Origin of the sequence: Jujubicoccus corallicola, from assembly GCF_047345645.1 — a bacterium.
Lineage (GTDB): Bacteria > Pseudomonadota > Alphaproteobacteria > Rhodobacterales > Rhodobacteraceae > JBLEFH01.
The window spans coordinates 404,235-427,527 of sequence record NZ_JBLEFH010000003.1; the positions used below are offsets into that span (position 1 = coordinate 404,235).

General features: G+C 60.6%; 7 protein-coding genes. 3 read left to right on the forward strand and 4 right to left on the reverse strand.

Annotation, left to right across the window (positions count from 1 at the left end; genetic code table 11):
• Positions 1–24: 24 nt before the first annotated feature.
• Genes ACMA5I_RS07300 through ACMA5I_RS07310 form a run of 3 tightly spaced genes read right to left on the reverse strand, consistent with a single transcriptional unit; the run spans position 25 to position 18,788 of the window.
• Positions 25–1,332 (reverse strand): HlyD family type I secretion periplasmic adaptor subunit, encoded by a 1,308-nt coding sequence (locus ACMA5I_RS07300; protein WP_525885575.1) that lies wholly within the window; start codon positions 1,330–1,332, stop codon positions 25–27.
• Positions 1,322–3,046, reverse strand: coding sequence for a type I secretion system permease/ATPase (locus tag ACMA5I_RS07305; RefSeq protein WP_525885576.1), 1,725 nt, complete (start codon positions 3,044–3,046; stop codon positions 1,322–1,324). The genes ACMA5I_RS07300 and ACMA5I_RS07305 overlap by 11 nt, the downstream gene beginning before the upstream one ends.
• A gap of 55 nt (positions 3,047–3,101) precedes the next feature.
• Positions 3,102–18,788, reverse strand: coding sequence for a carbohydrate-binding protein (locus tag ACMA5I_RS07310; RefSeq protein ID WP_525885577.1), 15,687 nt, complete (start codon positions 18,786–18,788; stop codon positions 3,102–3,104).
• 86 nt (positions 18,789–18,874) lie between these two features.
• Here ACMA5I_RS07310 and ACMA5I_RS07315 point away from each other — a divergent pair, with 86 nt between their 5' ends.
• Both ACMA5I_RS07315 and ACMA5I_RS07320 read left to right on the forward strand, forming a co-directional pair.
• Entirely contained in the window at positions 18,875–19,159 is a 285-nt protein-coding gene (locus ACMA5I_RS07315) for a hypothetical protein (RefSeq protein ID WP_525885578.1), read from the forward strand.
• 404 nt (positions 19,160–19,563) lie between these two features.
• Positions 19,564–20,208 carry a helix-turn-helix transcriptional regulator gene (locus ACMA5I_RS07320; RefSeq protein ID WP_525885579.1) on the forward strand — a complete coding sequence of 215 codons (645 nt, stop codon included), beginning with the start codon at positions 19,564–19,566 and terminating at the stop codon, positions 20,206–20,208.
• Between the two features lie 468 nt (positions 20,209–20,676).
• Here ACMA5I_RS07320 and ACMA5I_RS07325 read toward each other — a convergent pair whose 3' ends face one another.
• Positions 20,677–21,345 carry a Crp/Fnr family transcriptional regulator gene (locus ACMA5I_RS07325; protein ID WP_525885580.1) on the reverse strand — a complete coding sequence of 223 codons (669 nt, stop codon included), beginning with the start codon at positions 21,343–21,345 and terminating at the stop codon, positions 20,677–20,679.
• Between the two features lie 598 nt (positions 21,346–21,943).
• Here ACMA5I_RS07325 and ACMA5I_RS07330 point away from each other — a divergent pair.
• On the forward strand, positions 21,944–23,263 hold the full coding sequence (locus tag ACMA5I_RS07330) for a M20 family metallopeptidase (RefSeq protein WP_525885581.1): 1,320 nt from the start codon (positions 21,944–21,946) through the stop codon (positions 23,261–23,263).
• The last annotated feature ends 30 nt before the right edge of the window (positions 23,264–23,293 follow it).

The window sequence follows — 23,293 nt, forward strand, 5'->3', positions numbered from 1 at the left end:
ACCGCGCTTCGGAGGCTTGGGGGGTTACTCGCGCATGGCGTGCTGAATCTGGTCGACCATCGGCTTGACCAGATAGGACAGGATCGTGCGCGGCGTGGTTTCGATGAAAACTTCCACCGGCATCCCTGGCCGCAATTCTGCATGTTCGATCTGGGCAAGCGCCTCCTGATCGATGGCGAGACGGGCAAGATAATAGGTGTTGCCGGTCATCTCATCCGTGCTGGCATCGGGGGAGACGTCGAGCACCGTCGCATTCACCTGCGGCGTGGTGCGCTGGTCGAGCCCCGAGAAGCGCAGCCGTGCCGACTGCCCCTGATAGACCTGATCCACATCCTGCGGCGGCAGCTTGCTCTCGACGATCAACTGACCATCGACGGCAATCAGCGTCACGAGCGTTTCGCCCGGCGAGATCACCTGCCCTTCCGTATGCACCGCCAACTCGTGAAGCTGGCCGCCAATCGGCGCGACGATGCTCAGACGGTTCCGGCGATCCTCCGCAGCGATTTTTTCCTGCTGGAGTTGCGCGAGTTCGGCCCGCTTTTCGTCTAGAATGGTCAGTACTTCCTCGCGATAATCCTCGTCGATCTTTGCATATTCGAGATCGCGGCGCAGGATTTCTTCCTGCGTCTCGGCGCGCTGCGCATCGAGGGCGGCAATATCCGCGCCCAGATCCGTCCAGACCCGTTTAGCGGACCGGAATTCCGTATCGCGCACAAGGCCCTTCTTGGCAAGTTCCGCCTTGCTGTCCATCTCCTCAGCCGCAAGGCCAAGCGAGACTTCCACCGCCTCACGCTGCGCCTGAAGCGCGGTCAGCTTTTCCTCAAGCTGCGCCTTCTGGGCGGTGAGCTGATTGCGGCGCCCTTCGCGCGCGGCGCTGCGCGCTTTCATCAACTCGCGCTGGCCGGTCATCAGGACCTCGGCGTCGCGGGTGTCCTTGGCGGTCAGCGTCTCGGGGAAGGTGATCTCGGCCTCATTCAGCAGTTCCGCCTCCAGCCGCGCTTCCTGCGCGAGGAGCGTGTCGATCTGGCTGTTGACGATGCTCAGATTGGCGTTCACGACCGTCGGGTCGAGGCGGAAGAGCGGTTGCCCGGCCTCCACCGACTGGCCTTCCTGCACGAGGATTTCCTTCACCGTGCCGCCATCGAGATGCTGCACATTCTTGGGCCGTCCCTCGACGATGAGCTTGCCCATACCGACAACCGCGCCGCTGATTTCCGCAAGCGCCGCGACACTGCCCGCGCCGCCGAAGAGGATGCCGATCACCGCAAGGGCAATGACGATTTGTTTGCGGAGCGAGCGTCCGATGCTCTGGTCGATCTGATCATACCGCATTGAGTTGCCCCCTGTGTTTGGCGACGCCCTGGTTGGCCGGAACGACCTTGCGCAGGACTTCGTCGCGATCCCCGAACGCCACCTGCGTGCCGTTCTGGATCATCAGTGTTTTGTTGACCGCCGCGAGCGCGCTCGGCCGGTGTGCGATGACGATGACGATGCCGCCCCGTTCCCGCACGGCGTTCAGCGCATCGGTCAGCGCCCGCTCGCCCATCGTGTCGAGGTTGGAATTCGGCTCATCAAGCACCAGCAAAAACGGATCGCCATAAAGCGCACGGGCGAGCCCGAGACGCTGGCGCTGACCGGCGGAGAGCAGCTTGCCGCTGTCGCCGATCTGCGTCTGATAGCCTTCCGGCAGCGCCGCGATCATATGGTGAATCCCGGCGAGATTGGCGGCTTTCAGCACCTGCTCAATATCGGGCTGAAGCGCGAAGCGGCAGATATTCTCGGCCACGGTGCCCTCAAACAGCTCCACATCCTGCGGCAGATAGCCGATGAATTTGCCGCGCTCCAGATCGCTCCACTGATCGAGGGTCGCGCCATCGAGACGGACCGATCCGGCCAGGGTCGGCCAGACGCCGACCAGCGCACGGGCAAGGCTCGATTTACCCGAACCGGACGGCCCAACGATGCCAAGCCCTTCGCCCGCTTTCAGCTCAAACGCCACATCCTGCAGGAGAAGCGCTTGCTCGCCCGGTGCGGCAGTCGCGAGACCATCCACCCGAAGCATCGCTTGCGGAACCGGCAGGCCCGCGGTCTCCGCCGCGTCGCCGCTTTTGCGCAGAGTCTCATCGAGACGCGCGGTCGCCTGACGCGAAGCCACAAAGCTCGGCCAATGCGAGACGGCCTGCTCAATCGGGGCCAGCGCACGGGCCATGATGATCGACGCCGCGATCATGACGCCTGCCGTGATCTGCTGATGGATCACCAGATAGGCCCCAAGCCCCAGCATCCCGGATTGCAGCATCAGCCGCATCATCTTGATGACCGAGGAGAACATATTGCTGTGGTCGGACATTTTCTGCTGGCGCTCGTAATGCTGCTCGACCGCGCCGGAGTAGCGGGCGGAGAGGCTCGCGCCCATGCCCATGGCCGTGATGACCTCAGCATTGCGGCGCGTGGTGGACATCAGCGCCGACTGCATCCCGGAGCTTTCCGACAATTGCTTGGTCGGGTTACGCGACATCAGTTCATTGATAACGACGAGGCAGGAAATCACCACGCCGCCGATCACCGCCATGATCCCGAGCCATGGATGGAACAGGAAGATGATGAGGAAATAGAGCGGCATGAAGGGCAGATCGCAGATCGCTGCCGGGCCGGGGGAGCCCAGAAAGCGGCGGATCGCCTCCACATCGCGGTAAGGATTGATGCCACTAGCGCTGCGGCCCGCCATGATCGGCATCCGCAGATTGGCCATGAAGGCCGGGCCGGAGAGCCGCGCATAGACGCGCATGGCGATCCGGTTGAGCGCCCGGAGGCGCAGAATGTCCAGCACGCCGCTGAGCAGGTAAAGAAAAATCGCGATCCCGGCGAGGACCATCAGCGTCGGGACGCTGTTGCTTGCCAGAACCCGGTCATAGACCTGAAGCATGAAGATCGGGCCGGTCAGCATCAGCACGTTCACCACGGCGCTGATGACGAAGATCGCCATGAAGGCCCCGCGATAGAGACCGATGATCTTTTTGACCGAAGATGGTTTCGAGGACTGCACGTCACTCCCCCCTTTTGTATTCGGGGCCGCGCCGTTGCCGGCGCGGCCGTTTGTTTTACGAGATCAGATCGTGGCCGAAGAGATTGCCGAGCTGCGTTGCCGCTGCTTCGTCTTCTGCCATATCCGTATCGTCGCCAAGGGCGCTCAGATCCGCATCGACACCGTCCTCAGCATCCCACGGTAAGGCCGCAGCTACCTGGGCATTCACGGACGGCGCGAAGCGCGCGGCCATGCTGCTGTCGTCCAGCATCCGCATCTGCGGACCAATCGCCGGGGTCAGGTTGATCGAGGCCAGATCCTGCGAACCGCCCGAGAAGGCCACACGCATCACCTGAACACCCGCTTCAAGCTCAACCTGCGCCGATCCGGTTTCCGCGAAGGTGGTCCAGCCACCTGTCGGATCGACCGAGATCGCACCGCTGCTCTCGTAAGGCACACCGTCCTTGCGGAAGCTGGCCTCGATGGACCGTGCCCCGCTGCCACCGAAGGCCGACAGGAAGCTGACGTCATACACCCCGTCTTCAGCGACGTTGATGGTGTATTCCAGCCACTCGCCATCGGCGATCCAGCCGATGTGACCCTGTGCGGTTTGCTCGACATCGCTGCCAGCACGGCCGCCATTGGTGCCACCGGCAAGGCCCGGATCGTCGTTATAGGCCACGCCCTGACCGCCATCGTCGTAATCCGACGCATCGATGGTCAGCGCTTCGCCATCCACGAGAACCGGGGTGCCGCCGAACGGGGTCTGGCCAACCTCGCCGCCGCCATCGCCGCCTGCCTGGTAGATCGTCACGGCATTGAGCGGGGCGTTGTTGATATCCGCGCTCATGTCGATGCTGATCGTCCCATTCGTGACGGTGACAACAGTCTGGTAGGACACAGGCGTATCCGGCCCGACCTCGGCGAAAGGATCGAGGTTGGTGATGACCTGCTGGCCATTCACCGCCGCATCGAACTGACGCTGACCCGCCGCATTGAAATAGGTCTCCTGCGTCCAGAGCGTCACCACATAGGTGCCGTTCGGGATGTCGATGGAGGCATTCCAATTCGTGCCATCCTCATAGGTCTTGAACGCGGACCCAGCCGTCGCCCCTGCCCCATTCGGATTGTTCGGGTTGTCCGTTCCGGCGCCCGGATTGATCGCGCCCGAGAGCGTGACCCGCGGATCATCCTGACCGACAAGCGCGACACCCAGCACCGGATCGTTGGCAATAGCGCCGCCACCGAAGTTGATGCCGAGGACGAAATCGCCTGCTTCCGGCTCCGGCGTGTTGTCCGGATCGAAGAAGTTGACGGTGCCGTCATTGTCGGTGTCGAGCTGTAGCGCGTCGTTCACATCGTCGCCATTGGCGTCATCATCACCGGTCAGCTGGTAAGGCTTCACGTTTTTGATGACGAACATATGGTCGTTGTAATCGTAGTTCCCTGCGCCCGGATAATCCTGGATCGCAATGAAGGTGCCTTCGATCACATCGCCATTGGCGTCGAGTGCCTGGAAGAACCGGATCAGGTGGCCCTGATTGTCGCCAACAAGCTGCCCGAAATTCGGGTCGATCTTGTTGGCTTCCGGATCGGTCCAGGAGGCGTAGGTCGGACGGCCATCCACCGCGATGAAGAGCCCGAAGGGATCATCACCCGAAATGGTCGCGCGTGCCACGCTGCCGGTGTCACCCGTGCCCGCAACATGCCCATCCGGCAGAACCGTCTGTGCCTGCTGGTTATCCTGCGCAAACAACTCTGTCGTGTCCGAAGACTCCAGCCCGTGGACGTTGAGCCTTGCGACATTGTTGTATTGCAGGAAGGCGGCCAGCTGGATCACCTCGACATTCTGCGACGGATCGAGCGCCTCCATGTAAGGCATCAGAACCTCGTCGCCGACGGTCTCGACAACACCGCCACCCGCGAGCTCGCCTTGCGCCATATCGGTGCTGTAACCGAAGGCTTCGACGATCTGGGCCACAGTCGGCTCCGAACCATTCTCGGAGAACTCCTGCGCGATGCCCGCCAGTTGAACCACAACCTCCGGCTTGGTGATATCGTCAGAAATCACCGTCAGCGTGGAGTTCATGATCTCCGCGCCTGCCGAGGTGCCGGTATGGGTGCCGACAAACTCGATGGTCAGATCGACACTGCCGCCCGCCGGGACTTCCGTCGGGATCGTGCCGACAATCTGGAAATTCTCCGGATCGCCGAGAACGATGTCCTCGATGGTCAGCGCCGCGAAACCGTCATTGGTGAGGGTCACCGTGGCTTCATTGCGGAACTCCTGCTGGCTGTTGGCCGGGTTGTCGATATTGGTGAACACCAGACGGTCATCCGCCGCCGCATCGTCCAGACCTTCGATATCGAGCGTCTGGCCGAAGCCGACGGGCGCGATACCCTCCACGACATACATGTTGTCGTTATAGTCGTAGTTGATGCCGGTGTAGTCCATGATCACGAGATACACATTCGGGATCACGTCCCCACCCTGATCAAGCGCCTGGAACACCTTGACCGTGTGGCCCTGCTGTTCGCCCTCGACGACGACACCACCGGTCGGGTTGAGGCGCGGATCGGTCGACAGACCGGCGACCTCGATGCCAAATACGCCGTCGCCCTGCCAGCTTGCCGGGATCCGCCCATTGCCGAAGGTCTCCGTCGCGAAGGTGTTGTCGTTACCTTCATTCGGGAGCAGGCGCTGGTTGTCCGTGCCCTCATGGCTCCAGAACGTGATGTCCTGACCCTTGTTGCCCGGATTGTGGATGCCAAGCGTCGCCCCGCCCGGACCGTGGAAGGCCGAGATCTGGGTGATTTTCGCCTCGGTCACACCATCGGCGAGTTTCCAGTAAGGCGACAGGACTTCGGTCTCGTCGGTCTTGCCGAACACATCGTTGGTGCTGAGCGTGCTGTTCTCGCCGCCGCCGAGAAGCGTGAGCCCCTCGATACGGTTGCCAAAGCCAAACACTTCCCAGACCTCGTTGACATTCGGTTCCTGACCACCCTCGGGTCGTGCCTGCCAGAACCCTGCCAGATCCACATCAACGAACGGGGTGTCCGCATCGTTGGTGCTGATCCGCAAGCGGCCATCGAACACCGTGGAGGTGCCGTTGATGTTGCTTGTCGGCGGGGTATAGGCCGCACGGTCGAAGGAGACCGTCACGTCGATGAAGCTGCCTGCGGCGATGCTTGTGCCTTCCAGCGTGGCCGGCGAGGTGATCGCGAAGGGGCCGGAGATATCCACATCGTTGATCGTCAGATCCTCGGTGCCGTTGTTGGAAATCCGCACCACACCCGTGTCCTTATAGTCGCGGGTGACGCCATCCTGCACCGGATCCTCCAGATAGGAGAAGTGCAGGCGATCATCGGCATAGGTCGCATCGAGGCTCTGGATCGCGATCTCAGCATTGGCATTGCCGTTGAAGGCGGTGACATCGAGATAGTCGATCTGGCTCGCACCCGGCGCATCGGAGGTGATCCGAAGCTCATAGGTGGTTCCGGCCTGAAGATCGGCATAGACCGTCTCCTCGCCATCCTCACCCTCGCCCGGGAAGCCCGTGCTGCTGATCTCGACACCGTTGAGCTCCCAGGTCAGGCCCTGCCCGTTCGGTGCGCCGGCATTTGCCGCTGCATCAAGCAGATAGGTGCCATCCTCGGCGACGGTGAAGTAGAACACCGCCTCGCTGCCGCTGACCGTGTTGGCCGAGCCATCGTCTGCCTCCAGCTCGATCCGGCCCGCCCCGTCGATATCGGCCGGAACCGCGACGAAGGGGGTGATCGGCTCTTGGGTGACGCGCAGATAGTCCACATTCGGGCCATTCGCCGCCGGTGCCGTCACGGTGATCGTGTTGGTCCCTGCGGTGAGTGTCACCGTGGTCTGCTGCGGGCCCCAGACGGATTCCGCCTGGTTGGAGTTCGGCGTGAAGGCGAGATCGCCCGCATCCGCTCCGTTGACCGACAGGCTCATCGGACGCGCTTGTTTGCTGGTCGAGAGGGCATAGAGGATATCCAGCCCATATTCGCCATCCTCAGGCACATCGATGGTCCAGGTGATCGACTGATCGGTCGAGCCGTTGAAGTCCACGAAATTGCCCGACTGGTCGCGATCCTCGGTGACGACGACGGGCCCATCCAGCGCGGCATTTTCAGCCTCGTAGATGGTGTAGACCGTGCCATCGACCACTTCGATCCCGTCGCCCGCATCGGTGCCATTGTCCGTCGAGACAAGCACTTCAAGCTGGTCGATATTCGGACCGGTATTGGCAACCGAGCGCAGCGTGACCGCGTTCTGGCCCGACACGAGTGTCGCCGGAACCTCGACGATCTGCCAGTTCGCCCAGCTTTCATCCGAGGTGGCCGCCGTGGTCGGCGGGAAGGACGCGACCTCAACGATCGTGCCATTCACCTCAACCTGAAGCGGACGGTCGGCATTGCTGCCATTGGCGTAACGGAACTGGAGCAGCGCGCTGCCCGACTTGTCCGCCGGCACATCGAAGGTGAAGGTCATGAAGTCGGCATTGGTGCTGCCGAAGTCCGCATAACCGCCGCCTTCGCCGTCGAGATTGTCGGTGTTGCCGTCATTCCCGTACGCGCCCGGCCACAGACCGTTGATCTTGCCCGTGCCCGTTTCCGGGTTGTCCTCGGTGCGGATCTGGATCTGGCCATTCGTCGCAATCTCAACCGAGGTGCCATCAAGCGGCGTATAGTCCTCGGCCTGGATCGAAAGCAGCGGGACGAACTCTTCCGGCTCTTCGCCCGGCACGAAGGTCGTGCTGACGCTGGCCGTGTTGAGATCGTCATCGGTGACTTCGAGCGTCGCGACGGTGTTGCCCTCCAGAACGCCCAGATCAATGGTGAACTGGTTGTTGCTGTCGAGCGTGACCGTGGTTTCCGGCCCGCCATCGAAGGAGACGCGCAGCGCGGTGATGTCATCGTCCAGACCGTTGACCTGGAAGATCGCCGCCGACGGATCGCTCACATCGAAGGCCACCAGCGCGAGATCGCCGCCCTCATTGGCCGAGATATCCTGCGTCACACCGCCCGGAGCCGGGGTCAGAAGGATGAGCTGGCTCGCCCCGGTGCCGCGGTTCAGCGTCATCAAGTAAAGCTGGCCGGTTACCGGGTTTTCGATGATGTCGAGCGGATCGATATAGTCGTCGATCACTGACCCATCGGGACGGCGCAGAACGTCGTCGCCGGTGATGTTGCCCAGCTCGTCCACGGTGATGTAGCGCACATTGTCGCCCACCGAGAACTGCGCGAAGACAACCGCGCCTTTGAGGTTCGAGCCGAAGGCATTGCCGGTATATTCCGTCACACCATTAGGCGAGCGGTTGTAGCCGAGATTATAGACCCCATCGAGATCGTAATTCTCGTCCGGCTGAACGCCAACCTCATAGCCGTCGGTGTTCGGGTTGCCGTCATTGCCGCTCACCACCTCGTTCGGATCAAGGCCCGAGGTCGGGTTCCCGCCGTTCAGCACATACTCGTCGCGGAGGGTAACCGGGTGGCCGTAATAGCCGCCCTCATCCACCGTGAAGAGATAGTCATACTGCTTCGGCGAGTTGGTGATGGTCGTATCGAGGCCCGGCTGGGTCGGATCCGTCGGGGTTTTCCCGCCGGAGGCCGTGCCGTTCGTCGGGACATAGAGGTTCCCGTTCGAGTGCCAGACCAGATCGTAGGCGTTCCGCACACCGGTGGCGTAGATCTTGACCACGGCATCGTCCGCATAGGGATTATACATCCCCGGATAGGTGCCATCATCGTTGAAATCGCTGTCCGGGAAGGTCGTCGTCGGAACGTCATCATAGTCGATCGGCTCGGTCCGCACGTCAAAGCCGCCTGCCGGTGCCTCCTGCGAGATGTCGATCTCGAGGATCGCCGCGTTGAAAAGCCGCTCCGGACGGTTGCCCCAGGCGTTGTCGGGATCGCCCGCCGCCGAGTTGGAGCCTTGCGACAGATAGAGCAGATATTCTGGCTCATCCGCCTGACCGAAATCCGGATTCTTGCGGAACTCGAGGCTGTTCGTCAGGTGGTCGCCGCCGGAACGCGGGAACCCGAAGGCGAAGGTTTCTGCGGTCGCGGTGTCAAAATCGCCATTGTCGCCAAGGGTGATCTTGCTGACACGGCCCGAGAATTCCGGCGTCGAGTAGGCTTTCGACTCCCGCGGGATCGGTGCGTTGTCGGTGATCCAGATCGTGTTCGGATCGTTCGGATCAAAGACCATGCCGACAATGCCGCGGCGATCCGTCCCCTCTTCGAGATAATCGAGGGAGAGCGTTTCTTGCGACGCCTTGTCGATGGAGCCATCCGCATTGACATCCCAGCGATGGATCTCGCCGGTAATGGTGCCGACATAGAGCTTGCCGTCCGGGCCGAACTCGATCGTGGTGTAACCGAACGCACCGTCTCCGAAGCCGTCAAGCTGCGTGGTGGTGTCGAAGGCAACTTCGCGGGCCACATCCTCCGGTGCTTCGCCGGTGACGAAAGTGGTCGTCAGGTCCTGCATCTGGCGCAGCGGTGCATCCGGGTCGCTGACCGCGCCGAGATCCATCACATCCTGCACCTTGAGGGTGTAGCTCGTGTTCTCCTTCAGATCTTCCAGCGGACGGATCGTCAGGGAGTCCGCACCGCCGCTGACCTGAACGTCGATCTCGACTTCAATGCCGGTCAGGGTCTCGACCAGTTTGACATTGTCGACATAGGCGACGTTCGGACCACGGTTGCCCGGAGCCTGAAGATTGACGCCCACCACCAGCGAGGAGGTCGGGTCAATATCCGTCGGCAGTTCGCCATCCGGCCCGATCTCAATCGTGGTCTGCCCGTCGAGATTGGCCGCCACAGGCGAGGTGAAGAACGAGTAATCCAGATCCGCCGAGCGATCATCATCCGGCGTCAGATCCGGGATTTGCTCGATTTCGAGATACTGGATCTCGGTGTTCTCACCGCCGATGGAGTCGATGGTCAGCTTGCCGTCGGTCACCTGAACGATGCCGGTCACCAGCGTCGAGCGGAAGCCTTCGCCGTCGGTCGAGCCGTCAATCGGGTTCGCCGGCACCCAGTCGGGCATGAAGCTCTGGCCTTCGACATTGATGACATAGTTGCTGTCAAATGCCCCGGCCGTATCACCCACAGACATGGTGATCTGATAGGTGCCATCCTCAAGCGCCATCTCCCAGGCCCGCGAGCCGTTTGCGCCTGCGCCCGGATACTCGAAATGGGCGTAGGTTTTCTGCAGGTCGGTCGCTTCGCTGGCAGTGTTCTTGTACCAGTGCGCATTGGCGGGCTGATCGAGCGGCGTGGTGCCGTTGGCGGTGCCATCGGCGACGCTGTCCTCGCTCACCCAGCCATAGGTGAAGCCATTGCCACGGTCGCCATAAGCGGCACCCGTATCGGCCTCGTAGCCATCCGGCGTGGTGTAGCCCGACGGCAGACCTTGCTGCGTTTGCCCTTCGGGCGGCTGGAAGTTGATCTTCACAACCTCTTCGAAGCGCACCAGTTCCCGCTCATCGACAGGGCCGCCATCGTCATTGCTGATGGTGACATTGTCGATATTCGGACCCGCATTGCCGACATTGGTGAAGGAAATCTCGTTGGTGCCGCCCGAGAGGGTGACATCCACGGTGACTTCCATCCAATCCGACCATTTCGCTGCTTCGGTGGTCTCAGTGCTCTGCGGGAAGGACAGAGTCTGCGTGACGCCGTTGACCGAGAGGGTCATCGGACGGTCCGCATTGCCGCCATTCGCATAGCGCACGGTGAGCTGATACTCGCCCGCTTCCGGCACATCGACCGAGAAGGCCGCGCTGTCGGTCGGCTCGCCGCCCATGTCGAGATAGCCATTGCCTTCCGAGCCCGGACGCAGGCCGTCGGAGTCGAAATCCAGACCGGGACCGCTATTGCCCGCGTTGGCGCCCGGCTCCGGGTTGTCCGGCGTGCGGTGAACCGTGTCAGGCTCCGTCTCAGCATCCGTGATCACGAAGGTCTCACCCTCGATGGTGACCGAGAACGGCGTCCCGGTGTTGCCACCATCCTGATAGGAGAAGCTCAACTCGTCGATATTCGGTCCAGCCGTCGCACCTGCCGGGATTTCCAGACGGATCTGGTTGCCGCCTTCGGTGAGCTCCAGCTCAACCGTCTGCGTCACCCAGCTTTCCCAGCCATTGCCGTCAACAACCGGCCCCGGCACGAAGTCCACGGACTGCGCAGTGCCATCATTGAGCGACAGATCCAGCGGGCGGTTCTCCGTGCCGCCATTGGCGTAACGGATCGTCACCTCATAGGTGCCCGCTTGCGGCGCATCGACATTGACCACAATCGCGTCCCCGGCATTCGCGCCGAAGTCGATATAGGCCTCGCCAACCGCGCCAGCGCGGAAGTTGCCGAACGCATCAGGATTGTCCGCATCCACGACGCGGGTGAAATCGCCATTGCTAGGCTGACCGTCGTCGAGAACGGTGACGAGCGAGGCGTCTTCGGCCTGAATGGTGAAGTCATCGACATTCACATCCGGGTCCGCCACCACGATCGGCATGGAGGTCGACGCCTCGTTGCCCACCTCATCGGTAACATAGGTGATCACAGTGTAACCGCCCGGCGCGAGCGCGGAGCCGTCCACAGTGAAATCGCCATCGGCATCCGGGAACACTTCCACGCGGGTCGCCCCGCCATCGAAGCTGAGTTCCGTTTTGACGATATCCGCGTCGATCCCTGCGAGGTTGAAGTTGATCGAGGCCGCTTCGGTCTCGGTCAGTTCGCCGTCCGGCCCACTCAGGAAGAGCGGCACACCGTCCTCATCCGCAGAGGTGTCGTTCAGCGCTTCGGTGGTGATTTCGATCTGGTCGATGTTCGGGCCGGATTCTGCACCTGCCGGGATCGCCAGCGAGACCGTGTTGCTGCCAGCTTCCAGCGTCACCGGAACCGTCAGGATGCCCCAGTTGTTGAAGCCCGCATCATCCCCGTTGCCGGTCGGACCGGTGGAGGGGAAGAGCGTGGTCGCAGCCGTGCCGCCATTGATGGCGATATCGAGCGAACGCTCTTGGGTGCCGAACAGCTGCGACGCGTAGCGGATATTGACGAGATACTCGCCGGCTTCCGGCACATCGAAGGTGAAGGTCAGCGTGTCGCCCGGATCATCGCCGTAATCAATGTAGCCGGTTCCGTTGAAGTCCGGACGCAGCCCCTGGAAGCCGCCCGTTTCCGGGTTATCCGCATCGCGCACAACGGTAATGGTCGCATCGCCGTCAGGATTGTCCGACAGCGTCACCGCCGCGTCCTCTGCCTGAAGCGTGATCGGCGCGAAGACCGGCGGCTCACCCACAGTCAGCGTGAACTGGACGGACTCCGAGTCAAGGCTGCCATCCGTGGCAAACACGTCCACCGTGTAATTGCCCTGCGGCAGCGCCGGATCAACCGTAAGCACGCCATCTACAAGGGAAATCCCGGCCGGAAGCGGATCGCCGCCCGCAAGCTGCGCGGTGTAGGTGACCGCATCGCCATCCGGATCGGTCGCGCCAAGCGCCGCGGCCACATCGACCGTGCCGCCCGTGCCCTGATCGAGCGTGACATCGTCGAGCGTCGCTCCATCGGCAAGCTCCGGCGCTTCGTTCACATCTTCGACCGCGATATCGAGCGTCGTCGAGGTCGCGTTGCCATCGGCATCCGTCGCCGTGACCTCAACCTGAACGCTGTCGCTTTCCTCATGGTCGAGCGAAACGCCATCCGCCAGCGAGAGCGTGTTGCCGTCAATGGTGAACCGCGCATCGTCGGTGCTGAAGGTGATCGCATCGCCATCCGGATCGGTCGCGCTCAGCGCCCCAATCACTGCCCCATCGGCGTTCTCCGCCACACTGGCATTGTCGAGGCTCGGCGCCGTCGGTGGCCCATCCTGCGGCGCGGTGCGAGTCAGGGTGATGTTGTCGATGCGGAGGTTCTCGCTATCGGCAAGACCCGTCAAGGTAAGGATCGTCCCCTCCTCGACATAGACCACGGTGTCAAAGGTGAGCAGCTTGCGGTTGCCTGCCTGCCCTGCCGCGCCGCGCCCGGTGGTGCCATCGCCGTTCAGCCACTCCCCATCATCGTCGAAGCTCGCATTGTCAGCGACGCTGACACCATCCACATCGATCGAGAAGGTCGCGCTACCATCGGTCTCGTCATAAACTGTCACGGAGATCGTGTAGTAGCCCGGCGGGATATCGCCCGCGCCGAGATCCGTCGTCACGCTCGCAGCCGTGTTCGCATTGGTGCGGATCAGCTGATAGCCCGACGCGCTGGCTGCAGCAGCCTGATAGAAGCCGGTCGCATCTGGCAGACCGGTGAAGTCTTCCGCCTCGATGGTGAAAGTATCGCCAACCTGCGGCGCATCAATGTTGAACTCGAGCGTCAGATTGGTGGTCAACCCGCCCGGATCCGTCGCAATGATATCGACATTGAAGAGCCCGCCTTCCGTCGGCGTCCCGGAAATAGTCTGGGTCGCCGGATCATAGGTGATGCCATCCGGCAAGGTCGATGTATCGACACTCAGCGTCAGCGCATCTCCATCCGGGTCGGAGAAATACTCCGCAAAATCAAGGATGTTGATCGTCTGGAATTCTTGATTCACATCGCCGAAATACTCTTCCAGAGCATAGGGCGCGGTCACCGGTGCATCATTCACATTGCCAAGAGTCAACTGGAAGCTATCGCTCGTCGTTGCATTCTGCGACGCCCCATCATCAGCAGTCACCGTCACCGTGTAGGTGCCCGGCAATTTTGGCAGCGTGCCGAGCATCGCATTGCCGTTGAAGCTGATATCAGAGAACTGGCCGGTCACATCCGCGCCATTCTCATCGGTGACAGTGAAGCTGTATGTGAGGCTCTCACCCTCCGGGTCAGAAAAGGGCAGATCAAGTTCAAGATTTGCGCCTTCGAGGAGTTCGAGATCAACAATCCCACCGCCGATCACCTCCGGCGCTTCGTTAACGTCGGTGCCCGCTCCTTCTTCGATGAGTTGGACATTGGTGAAGCTGACCGTGCCCAGACCGTTGCGGGAGTTATCTTCATCCGAGACAAAGACCAGAGAGTCGATGGTTTTGCCCGCATGGGCACTCAGATCGATGACATAGCGTACCGTGCCGCCGCCAACAGACGTGCCCGTGCCTTTCAGGTCGATAAAGTTGCGGAAACTGTCAGTCCCATCAAGCAGATAGACAGAGCCGTCGGTATCCAGACCATCATTGTCGAGATCGAAGCCCACGGCCACAAGCTCAGGTTCAAACTGCCCAATCGTGACATCCACGGAGATCCGGGTGTCCTCCGTGATCACATAATCTGTTCCCAGAAACGCGCGCTTCCAGTGGTTGTCATTCAACGCCAACGTCGCGCCACCATCCTCGACGGCATAGTTGTTTCCGCCGTCTTGATTGCCAGTGTAGCCGACAATGCTGTCCTCGCTGAAGGTCACATCAAACACCGTGTCAGAGCCCGGCTCGCCAGGATCACCTTCCGTCACTGTAAAGCTCACAGACGACTGCGAGGTTTGCGCGCCGTCAGAAGCGGTGATCGTCAGGTTCAGCGCCTCGCCTGCGGTGAAGGTTGCGCCGTCGGCGACGACGATGTCGGTGCCGATGATCTCGAAACGCGCATCGTCAACGGTGAAGGTTACCGGGTTGCCCTCGGGGTCCGTCGACGCAACCGTGCCGACAACGTCGCCAGCTTCAATGTCGTCCGCGAAGGTCGCATCGCCCGTGTAGACGGGAGCACTCGGCGCTTCGTCGACAGTCCCGCCATTATCCTCTTCGATCAGCTGGACATTGGTGAAGCTGACGGTGCCGAGACCGTTGCGGGGGTTATCTTCGTCCGAGACAAAGACCAGCGAATCGATAGTTTCGCCCGCATGGGCGCTCAGATCAATGACATAGCGCACCGTGCCGCCACCAACAGGCGTGCCCGTGCCTTTCAGATCGATAAAGTTGCGGAAACTGTCGGTCCCATCAAGCAGATAGACAGAGCCGTCCGTGTCCAGACCATCATTGTCGAGATCGAAGCCCACGGCCACAAGCTCAGGTTCAAACTGACCAATCGTGACATCCACGGAGATCCGCGTGTCCTCCGTGATCACATAATCCGTTCCCAGAAACGCGCGCTTCCAGTGGTTGTCATTCAACGCCAGCGTCGCGCCACCATCCTCGACGACATAGTTGTTTCCGCCGTCTTGATTGCCCGTGTACCCGACAATGCTGTCTTGACTGAAGGTCACATCGAACACCGTGTCAGAGCCCGGCTCTCCAGTATCACCCTCCGTCACCGTGAAGCTCACCGACGACTGCGAGGTTTGTGCGCCATCCGAGGCCGTGATGGTCAGGTTCAGCGGCTCGCCTGCGGTGAAACTTGCGCCTTCGGCGACGACGATATCAGTACCGACGATTTCGAAGCGTGCATCGTCCACGGTGAAGGTCACCGGATTGCCCTCGGGATCGGTCGACTCGACCGTGCCGACAACATCGCCAGCCTCAATGTCGTCCGCGAAGGTTGCGTCGCCAGTGTAAACCGGCGCGCTCGGCGCTTCGTCGACAGTCCCGCCATTATCCTCTTCGATCAACTGCACATTGGTGAAGCTGACCGTGCCGAGACCGTTGCGGGGGTTATCTTCATCCGAGACAAAGACCAGAGAGTCGATGGTTTTGCCCGCATGGGCGCTCAGATCGATGACATAGCGCACCGTGCCGCCACCAACAGGCGTGCCCGTGCCTTTCAGATCGATAAAGTTGCGGAAACTGTCGGTCCCATCAAGCAGATAGACAGAGCCGTCCGTGTCCAGACCATCATTGTCGAGATCGAAGCCCACGGCCACAAGCTCAGGTTCAAACTGACCAATCGTGACATCCACGGAGATCCGCGTGTCCTCCGTGATCACATAATCCGTTCCCAGAAACGCGCGCTTCCAGTGGTTGTCATTCAACGCCAGCGTCGCGCCACCATCCTCGACGACATAGTTGTTTCCGCCGTCTTGATTGCCCGTGTACCCGACAATGCTGTCTTGACTGAAGGTCACATCGAACACCGTGTCAGAGCCGGGCTCGCCAGAATCACCCTCCGTCACCGTGAAGCTCACCGACGATTGCGAGGTTTGTGCGCCGTCCGAGGCGGTGATCGTCAAGTTGAGCGGCTCGCCTGCGGTGAAACTTGCGCCTTCGGCGACGACGATATCAGTACCGACGATTTCGAAACGGGCGTCGTCCACGGTGAAGGTCACCGGATTGCCCTCTGGATCGGTCGACTCGACCGTGCCAACCACATCGCCAGCTTCGATATCGTCTGCGAAAGTCGCATCGCCGGTGTAGACGGGCGCGCTCGGCGCTTCGTCGACGATGGCTTCGGTGACGGTGAAGCTCACCGAGGACTGCGAGGTCTGCGCGCCATCAGATGCGGTGATCGTCAGGTTGAGCGGCTCGCCCGCGGTGAAGGTTGCGCCCTCGGCGACGACAATGTCGGTGCCGATGATTTCGAAGCGAGCGTCGTCAACGGCGAAGGTCACCGGGTTGCCTTCGGGGTCGGTCGACTCGACCGAGCCGACTACATCGCCAGCTTCGATATCGTCTGCAAAGGTCGCATCGCCCGTGTAGACCGGCGCGCTCGGCGCTTCGTCGACGATGGCTTCCGTGACGGTGAAGGTGACCGACGATTGCGAGGTTTGCGCGCCGTCCGAGGCGGTGATCGTCAGGTTCAGCGGCTCACCAGCGGTGAAGGTCGCGCCGTCGGCGACGACGATGTCGGTGCCGATGATATCGAAACGGGCGTCGTCAACGGTGAAGGTCACCGGGTTGCCTTCGGGGTCCGTCGACTCGACCGTGCCCACGACGTCGCCAGCTTCGATGTCGTCCGCGAAGGTCGCGTCGCCGGTGTAGACCGGCGCGCTCGGCGCTTCGTCGACGATGGCTTCGGTGACGGTGAAGGTGACCGACGATTGCGAGGTTTGTGCGCCGTCAGATGCGGTGATCGTCAGGTTCAGCGGCTCGCCGGCGGTAAAGGTTGCGCCGTCGGCGACGACAATGTCGGTGCCGATGACTTCGAAACGCGTGTCGTCCGCGGTGAAGGTCACCGGGTTGCCTTCGGGGTCGGTCGCCGAGACGCTGCCGACGACCGTGCCAGCGGCGATGTCATTGGTGAAGCCCGCATCACCGCTGTAGAGCGGGGCGGTCGGGGCTTCGTCGACATCGTTGACGGTGATGATCACGTCCTGCGCGACGCTATTGCCGCCTTCGTCGGTTGCGGTGACTTCGACCTCATAGCTGGATTTGGCTTCGAAATCAGCCGCTTCAGACAAGGTCAGTGCGCCGCTTGTGGCATCGACCAGCACGAGCGCCGCATCGGCGCCGCCGGTGATCGCGTAGGTGACTGTGCCCGGCGTGTCGCCGGTGGTCGTGTCGGAGACCACATCGGAGGCGGCGACGCTGCCGGCTTCGGTGACGCCCTCGTCCATGGTGAATTCGCCAGGCACGTCAAAGCGCGGGCCGAAATCGGGCGTGCCGCCAACGGCGGTCAGCGCGAGGACATCGACATTCGGGCCGTTACCGTCATTGAGGAAGAGCGACAGGGTGTTTTCGCCTTCTTCCAGCGTGACTTGCGTGACCAGCACCTTCCAATCGTTGAACGCATCCGAGCCGCTACCTGTGGGCGCGAAAGAGAGCGTCTCAACCGTCGCACCGTCAAGCCGGACCTGCGCGCTGCGCGTGGTCGACGAGGCATAGCGGATGTGCAGATCATAGGTGCCGGAGAGTGGTGCATTCACCGTGTAGCTGATACCGTCACCGGTGGCGCCGAAATCGAGATAGCCTTCGCCGCTGTAGTTCGGTCGCAGGTTGAACGCATCGACGCCGCTGGCGCCCTCGTCCGCGTCATTCGTCTGGGTCAGGATCTTGCTGCCCGGCGCGCCGGTGCCTTCGCGGAAAATCGCGCCGGTCTCGGCCTGAATGTAGATCGGATCGATCGGAACCGGCTCTGCGGCCACATTGACGGCATAGCTTTGCGCGGTGGACGCACCGGCTTCGTCGGTTGCGGTGACCTCGACGTCATAGGTGTTCGGGCCATCCGCGTTGTAAACAGGGGCGTTGATGAAGGTCAGCGCGCCGGTCGCCGGATCCACGTTGAACAGCGCCGCATCCGCACCGCCGGTGATTGCATAGCTCACATCCTGACCATCGGCATCCTCAGCCAGAAGGGTCCCGACTTCGGTTTCGCCCTCGAAGAGGTCAAAGGATTGCGGACCTTCGAATTCCGGATCAAGGAAGCTGTAGCTGCCGCCAGCCTCGACAATCGCGATCCCGTCGATATTCGGGCCATTGCCCTCAAGCTGGCGGAATGTCAGCACATAGTCGCCATTCGCATCGGTCTCGGTCAGCGCGATGTCGAAGGTCTGCGTATCCCAGACGGCAAAGCTGCCCGTGTTCGTGTTCGGCATGTTGAGCACTTCGGTCGTGCCGTTGAATACCGAGATGGGACGCGCCGTGTTCACCGCGCCCGTGCCGCCATTCGCCCATTTGATCACCAGACCGTAGGTCTCGCTGCCATCCAGCTCGCTCGCCGGAATGGTGATGCTGAACTTGTCCCCGGCGGCCCCGCCGAAATCAACATAGCCCTCGCCCGAATAGCCCGGACGCAGCCCGTCGGCCGTGTATTCGTTCGGATCATTTGTCGGGTTGGTCTCTTTGTTCTCAATGTTCCGACGAACTGTGTCGGTGCTCAGGATGTCGAACTCGGTATCTTGAAAGACAATCGGAAATGCCATGGCGTCCTCGCTTAACTCTGGAATTGGTGCTGCACCGCGTGCCGCGCGTCATTGCGACTTGCGGTGCTGGCTGAGCGTTTCGGTGAATGATGGTGTGGTTTGCGTGCGGAGCGGCGCGCCGCCCCGAGGTGCCGAGGATGCGCGGCGTCCTGCGTCGCGCCCGTCGGCTGGAAATGGTTTGGTTTATGGGGGGCCGTTCGCGCGACGTCGGAAGTCTCGGCTTCCACGTGATCACAGTCGATAAAGTTAACGCGCATTTTGAAGGCCCCCACCTTGCAGTCCGTTCAGTCTGTGGTGACAGGCGTCGGCAATCTATTGCCCAAAACGACGAAAATGCGCAGCTTTCTTGCGCCGCTGTTTACGAAATATAAAGGTATATAAACGAAACGTTAACGCGATTTTGGCTGTTCTACGCGTTTCGTTTAGAAGAGCGGCATCGGGCGGAATCGGTTAATTGGTTAAGCGCTTAACATTTCGCTCGCCGAGGCGTTTGGACAGGTTTCCAAACGCGACTTTGTTAACTTTCAAAACCTGAACACTCTAAAATAATTAACGATTTTTTCAGTTTCATAAAATGATGAACAATCGCGGCTAAGATGTTAACACCAAAGGAAAAATGTTAATCTGTAACAATTTTTTAGCGTTTTTGAGTAGGTCACGTCTACTCAAAACGGCAATTTTTTGCTTGTTGGAGCGCTGCCTTTCGGACAACTTTAATAAATTGATTAAAGGGGGCGGCCGCTCTCACGGGTTAGGGGAGCGGCTGAGAGGTGATATGACCGTAGCTATTAAACTTGTGAGTGACAGCGAATTTATTATCAACGCACTTGAACGCGACCTATCGACGCATTTCAAGACAATCGAAAAGCTGACATCGCCGCAAAATTTCTTCGCAAAAGGCGCGGTGTCGAACTGCGTTTTGATTTGGGAAGTCGGCTCGACCGAAGACTGCATTCGCCAACTCAGTGATGCGAAAAAGCAAGGGCTGGCGCTGCATAACGTGCTGCTCATGCTGCGTTCGGAGACGCAGCTCGAGGCGCTGGAGCCGATCATGTATGACGTGGGTGCGGTCCTTCAGCCGTCGCTTGATCCGAACGCGATTGCGCGCACGGTTCATGCCATGTCGCCGGATCTGTGTATCCTGCCGACGATCTATATCAAACGCCCGTCTCGCGCGGCGGCTCTGCCGAACGCATCGCCGCGTCTCGACCGGCTGACGACGCGCGAACGTGCTGTTTTGGCACGGCTTTCCGAGGGCGATTGCGATAAGGAGATCGCGGCGGCGATGAATATCAGCGACAGCACCGTCCGCGTGCATGTCCGCTCCGTGATCCGCAAACTCGGGGTTCAGAACCGCATCCAGGCCGCGCTCCACGCGGTCGGCGCGCAGCCCAATCCCTGCGCGTCTTATCGTCACTGACAGACCGGCGCGGGCCGTAGGGGCCGCGCAAAACTGACCGGCTCTGTGCAAGCTCCCGAGCCCATGCCCAGAGCCTTTTGAATTTTCAGTTGAGATTCAAAACATTTCCCAGAAATAGAAGATACCGTTAATTTCAGTTAAGCGGGATCTTCTCGCGAATCTGTATTTTCAAAACTGCGCCGTAACTTCTGATTTCTCCCGTTATCAAGCGGTGCATCGTATTTTTGTAGTATTGAGATATTTTGATCTATCTCTGCGGCCATCCTCTACGCTCCTCCCTTGCGTGGTCGAGATCGCAGATCCGAGAAAGGTAAGCGCCATGTCGGCCTGAGCACACGCCCCCACTTTGTGCGTCTCCGGTGACAGAACTTACCCTAGCGCGACCGCGGTCCGAACCTTGCGCAGGACTGCGGTCGTCCTTTTGCGCGCGGACCTCAGCCATCCCCGGTCAGACCCAGCCGTCAACAGTCAGCCGTCGAGATAGCAATCATCGAAGTTGGCGAAAGAAATAAGGGCGGGCAAATCCTCGAAATGCACCCGCCCCTCTTTGAACGTTAACAATTTCATCTCCCTAAGCTTTCGTAAACAGCGATTCAGATGAATCGATGTCAGCCCCAGCGCGTCGGAGAGAATGGTTTGCGTCAGCGGGCAATGGAACCCGTCATCGGAGGCCTGGCCCACGCGGCGCAGGCGCTCCCAAAGCTCCAGCATAATATGCGCGGTGCGCGTCACCGCCTGACGGCGCCCGACGCTGGTGAGATGCTCGCACAGCACCGCCTCGTCCCGCGCCGCGGACCAGAGAACCGCCGTGGCGATTTTGGGATTGGCCAGCATCAGCTTGGTCATATCCTGCCGCCGCAGTTCGCCCACATGGGCCTCACAGATCGGCGCGATGCTATAGTCGGCATAACGAATGGCGAGATTGCGGAGGCCCAGAAAATCCCCCGGCACGTGGAAATCGACGATCTGACGCGCGCCATCGGGAAGGATTTTATAGGAGTAGGCCCAGCCGGAAATCAGGATAAATGCTTTCGCGTCTTTATCCCCCTCCGTCACGAGATCGCATCCCGATGTACAGAGCCGACCATTTTCCTGAAGCTTGCGAAGCTGAGTGGTTTCATCCTCAGACAAGCACACGAACGGCGAGAGCTTTCGCTCTAAGGGGGTATGATAGCGAAGCATAAATCCAACCAGTGAGAAATGATTAAAATAATGTTGATTTTACCATAATCGGGCCTCGCTGTCATATTTTTACGCATTTGGGACCGGGGAGGATGGTTTCGCGCCACTCCATTTTGCCGCGTTGGCGGCTGCAGCATAAAGTGTCAGGTGAAAGGGTAAGTATGCGCATTTTTTGAGCGCTCGCGATGGCCTTCGCGAGCGGACATGAACATGTGTCGGAATTTATGTGTGAATTCTTCACACTAGCGCAGTGGCCCAAAAAGGGCGTTTGAGGGCGGCTGATCAGGGATGAAACGGTCGCTCTTTTGATCGGGGCGTCGAGACGGCGCCCATGGCGAAACTTACGTATATGTCAAATGCTACACACAAATGCGTGATCAAACCCGATTGAGACCATTTGCCGCATAAAACCGACAGAATCACTTTTGAAATCAATCGGTGTCGAATGGAACTGAGAAAGCAGGGGGCGACATAATATTGCGAGAATGGTCTGCGGGTCGTAGCTTTATTCTGCCAAACGGCGAATCTTCGAGACAACCGAAAGGGCTCCACCATGAACCATCTCCGTAAATTCCGCGCGGCCGCGAGCACGGCGGCACTTCTCACCGCGTCTGTGGCCGTCGCGCAAGACGACATTCAGCCGATTGAAGCGACGCTGACCGAGCAGGATCAGGCCATCATCGCTTGGGTGGATGAAAACCGCGATGCGATCCTCGACGAGTTGAAAACCCATGTCGATATGAACACCGGCACGGACAATGTCGAAGGGATCGACGCCTATCGCGAGGTGCTTCAGGGCGATTTGCAGGAGCTTGGGTTTGAGACGGAAACGCGCCCTGCTCCCTCCGTTGAAATCCTGACCTGCGAAGGCGGCGAAATGGCGTTTGCGGACAGCCTGATCGGCACGATCCGGGGCGAGTCCGGAAATCGCATTTTCCTCAACGGGCATATGGACACGGTGTTTTCCGCCGATGATGAGTTTCAGACGCTCGAAATCACCGAGGATGGCGTGCTGAAGGGCCCGGGCGTGGGCGACATGAAGGGCGGCATTGTGGTGATGCTGAACGCCATGCGCGCCGTCGCGGCGCAGGACATGCTGCAAAATGGGCATGTGACGGTCGTGTTCAACTCGGATGAGGAGATCGGCTCGCTTGGCTCTCGCGCGCTCATCGAGGAGCAGGCCGGAGAGCATGATGTGGGTCTTATTTTCGAATCCGGCGCGAATGACACCATGACCCGCTCGCGCAAGGGCTTGGGACAGGCGCGTCTGAAGATCACGGGCCGCGAGTCCCATGCCGGGGCCAACCATCAGGACGGCGTGTCGGCAAATCTCGAACTCGCCCATAAGGTGATCGCGATTGAAGAGCTAACCGATTACGAGAAGGCCAGCACGGTCAACACCGGCACCATGTCCGGCGGCGAGAAACGCAACACCGTTCCCGGCTGCGCGGAGGCCTATATCGACATGCGCTACATGACGCAGGCGGATGGGGAAGAGCTGAAATCGCAGATCGAGAGCATCGCATCCGAGACGGTAGTGCAGAACGAAGCCCATCCGGATTTTCCCCAGGTGGAAAGCTGGGTGGTGCTGCACCGCCCCGCCAAGGAGCAGAACGACGCGGTTGATGAGATGCTCGCGACGGTGATGGGTCTCTCGCAGGCTATCGGCGCGCCGGTCACGGGGACGAATGTATCCGGTGGCGGCACGGACGGCTCGATTGCGCAATCGGTGGGGCTGCCGACGCTCGACAGCCTTGGCCCGGATTCGAGCGGCATCCATTCCTCGCGTGAAGAGTCGACGGCGGACTCGCTGATCGCCCGCACCAAACTGGCGGCGATTCTGCTCGCGCGGGAGATTCAGGAAGGCATGTAATAAGAAACGCGCCGGGTCGATCTGGCCCGG

Bases quoted from the DNA above. Each gene is read 5' to 3' on its own strand.
- ACMA5I_RS07300 (WP_525885575.1), bottom strand. From the start codon at position 1,332: ATGCGGTATGATCAGATCGACCAGAGCATCGGACGCTCGCTCCGCAAA.
- ACMA5I_RS07310 (WP_525885577.1), bottom strand. From the start codon at position 18,788: ATGGCATTTCCGATTGTCTTTCAAGATACCGAGTTCGACATCCTGAGC.
- ACMA5I_RS07315 (WP_525885578.1), top strand. From the start codon at position 18,875: ATGATGGTGTGGTTTGCGTGCGGAGCGGCGCGCCGCCCCGAGGTGCCG.
- ACMA5I_RS07320 (WP_525885579.1), top strand. From the start codon at position 19,564: ATGACCGTAGCTATTAAACTTGTGAGTGACAGCGAATTTATTATCAAC.
- ACMA5I_RS07330 (WP_525885581.1), top strand. From the start codon at position 21,944: ATGAACCATCTCCGTAAATTCCGCGCGGCCGCGAGCACGGCGGCACTT.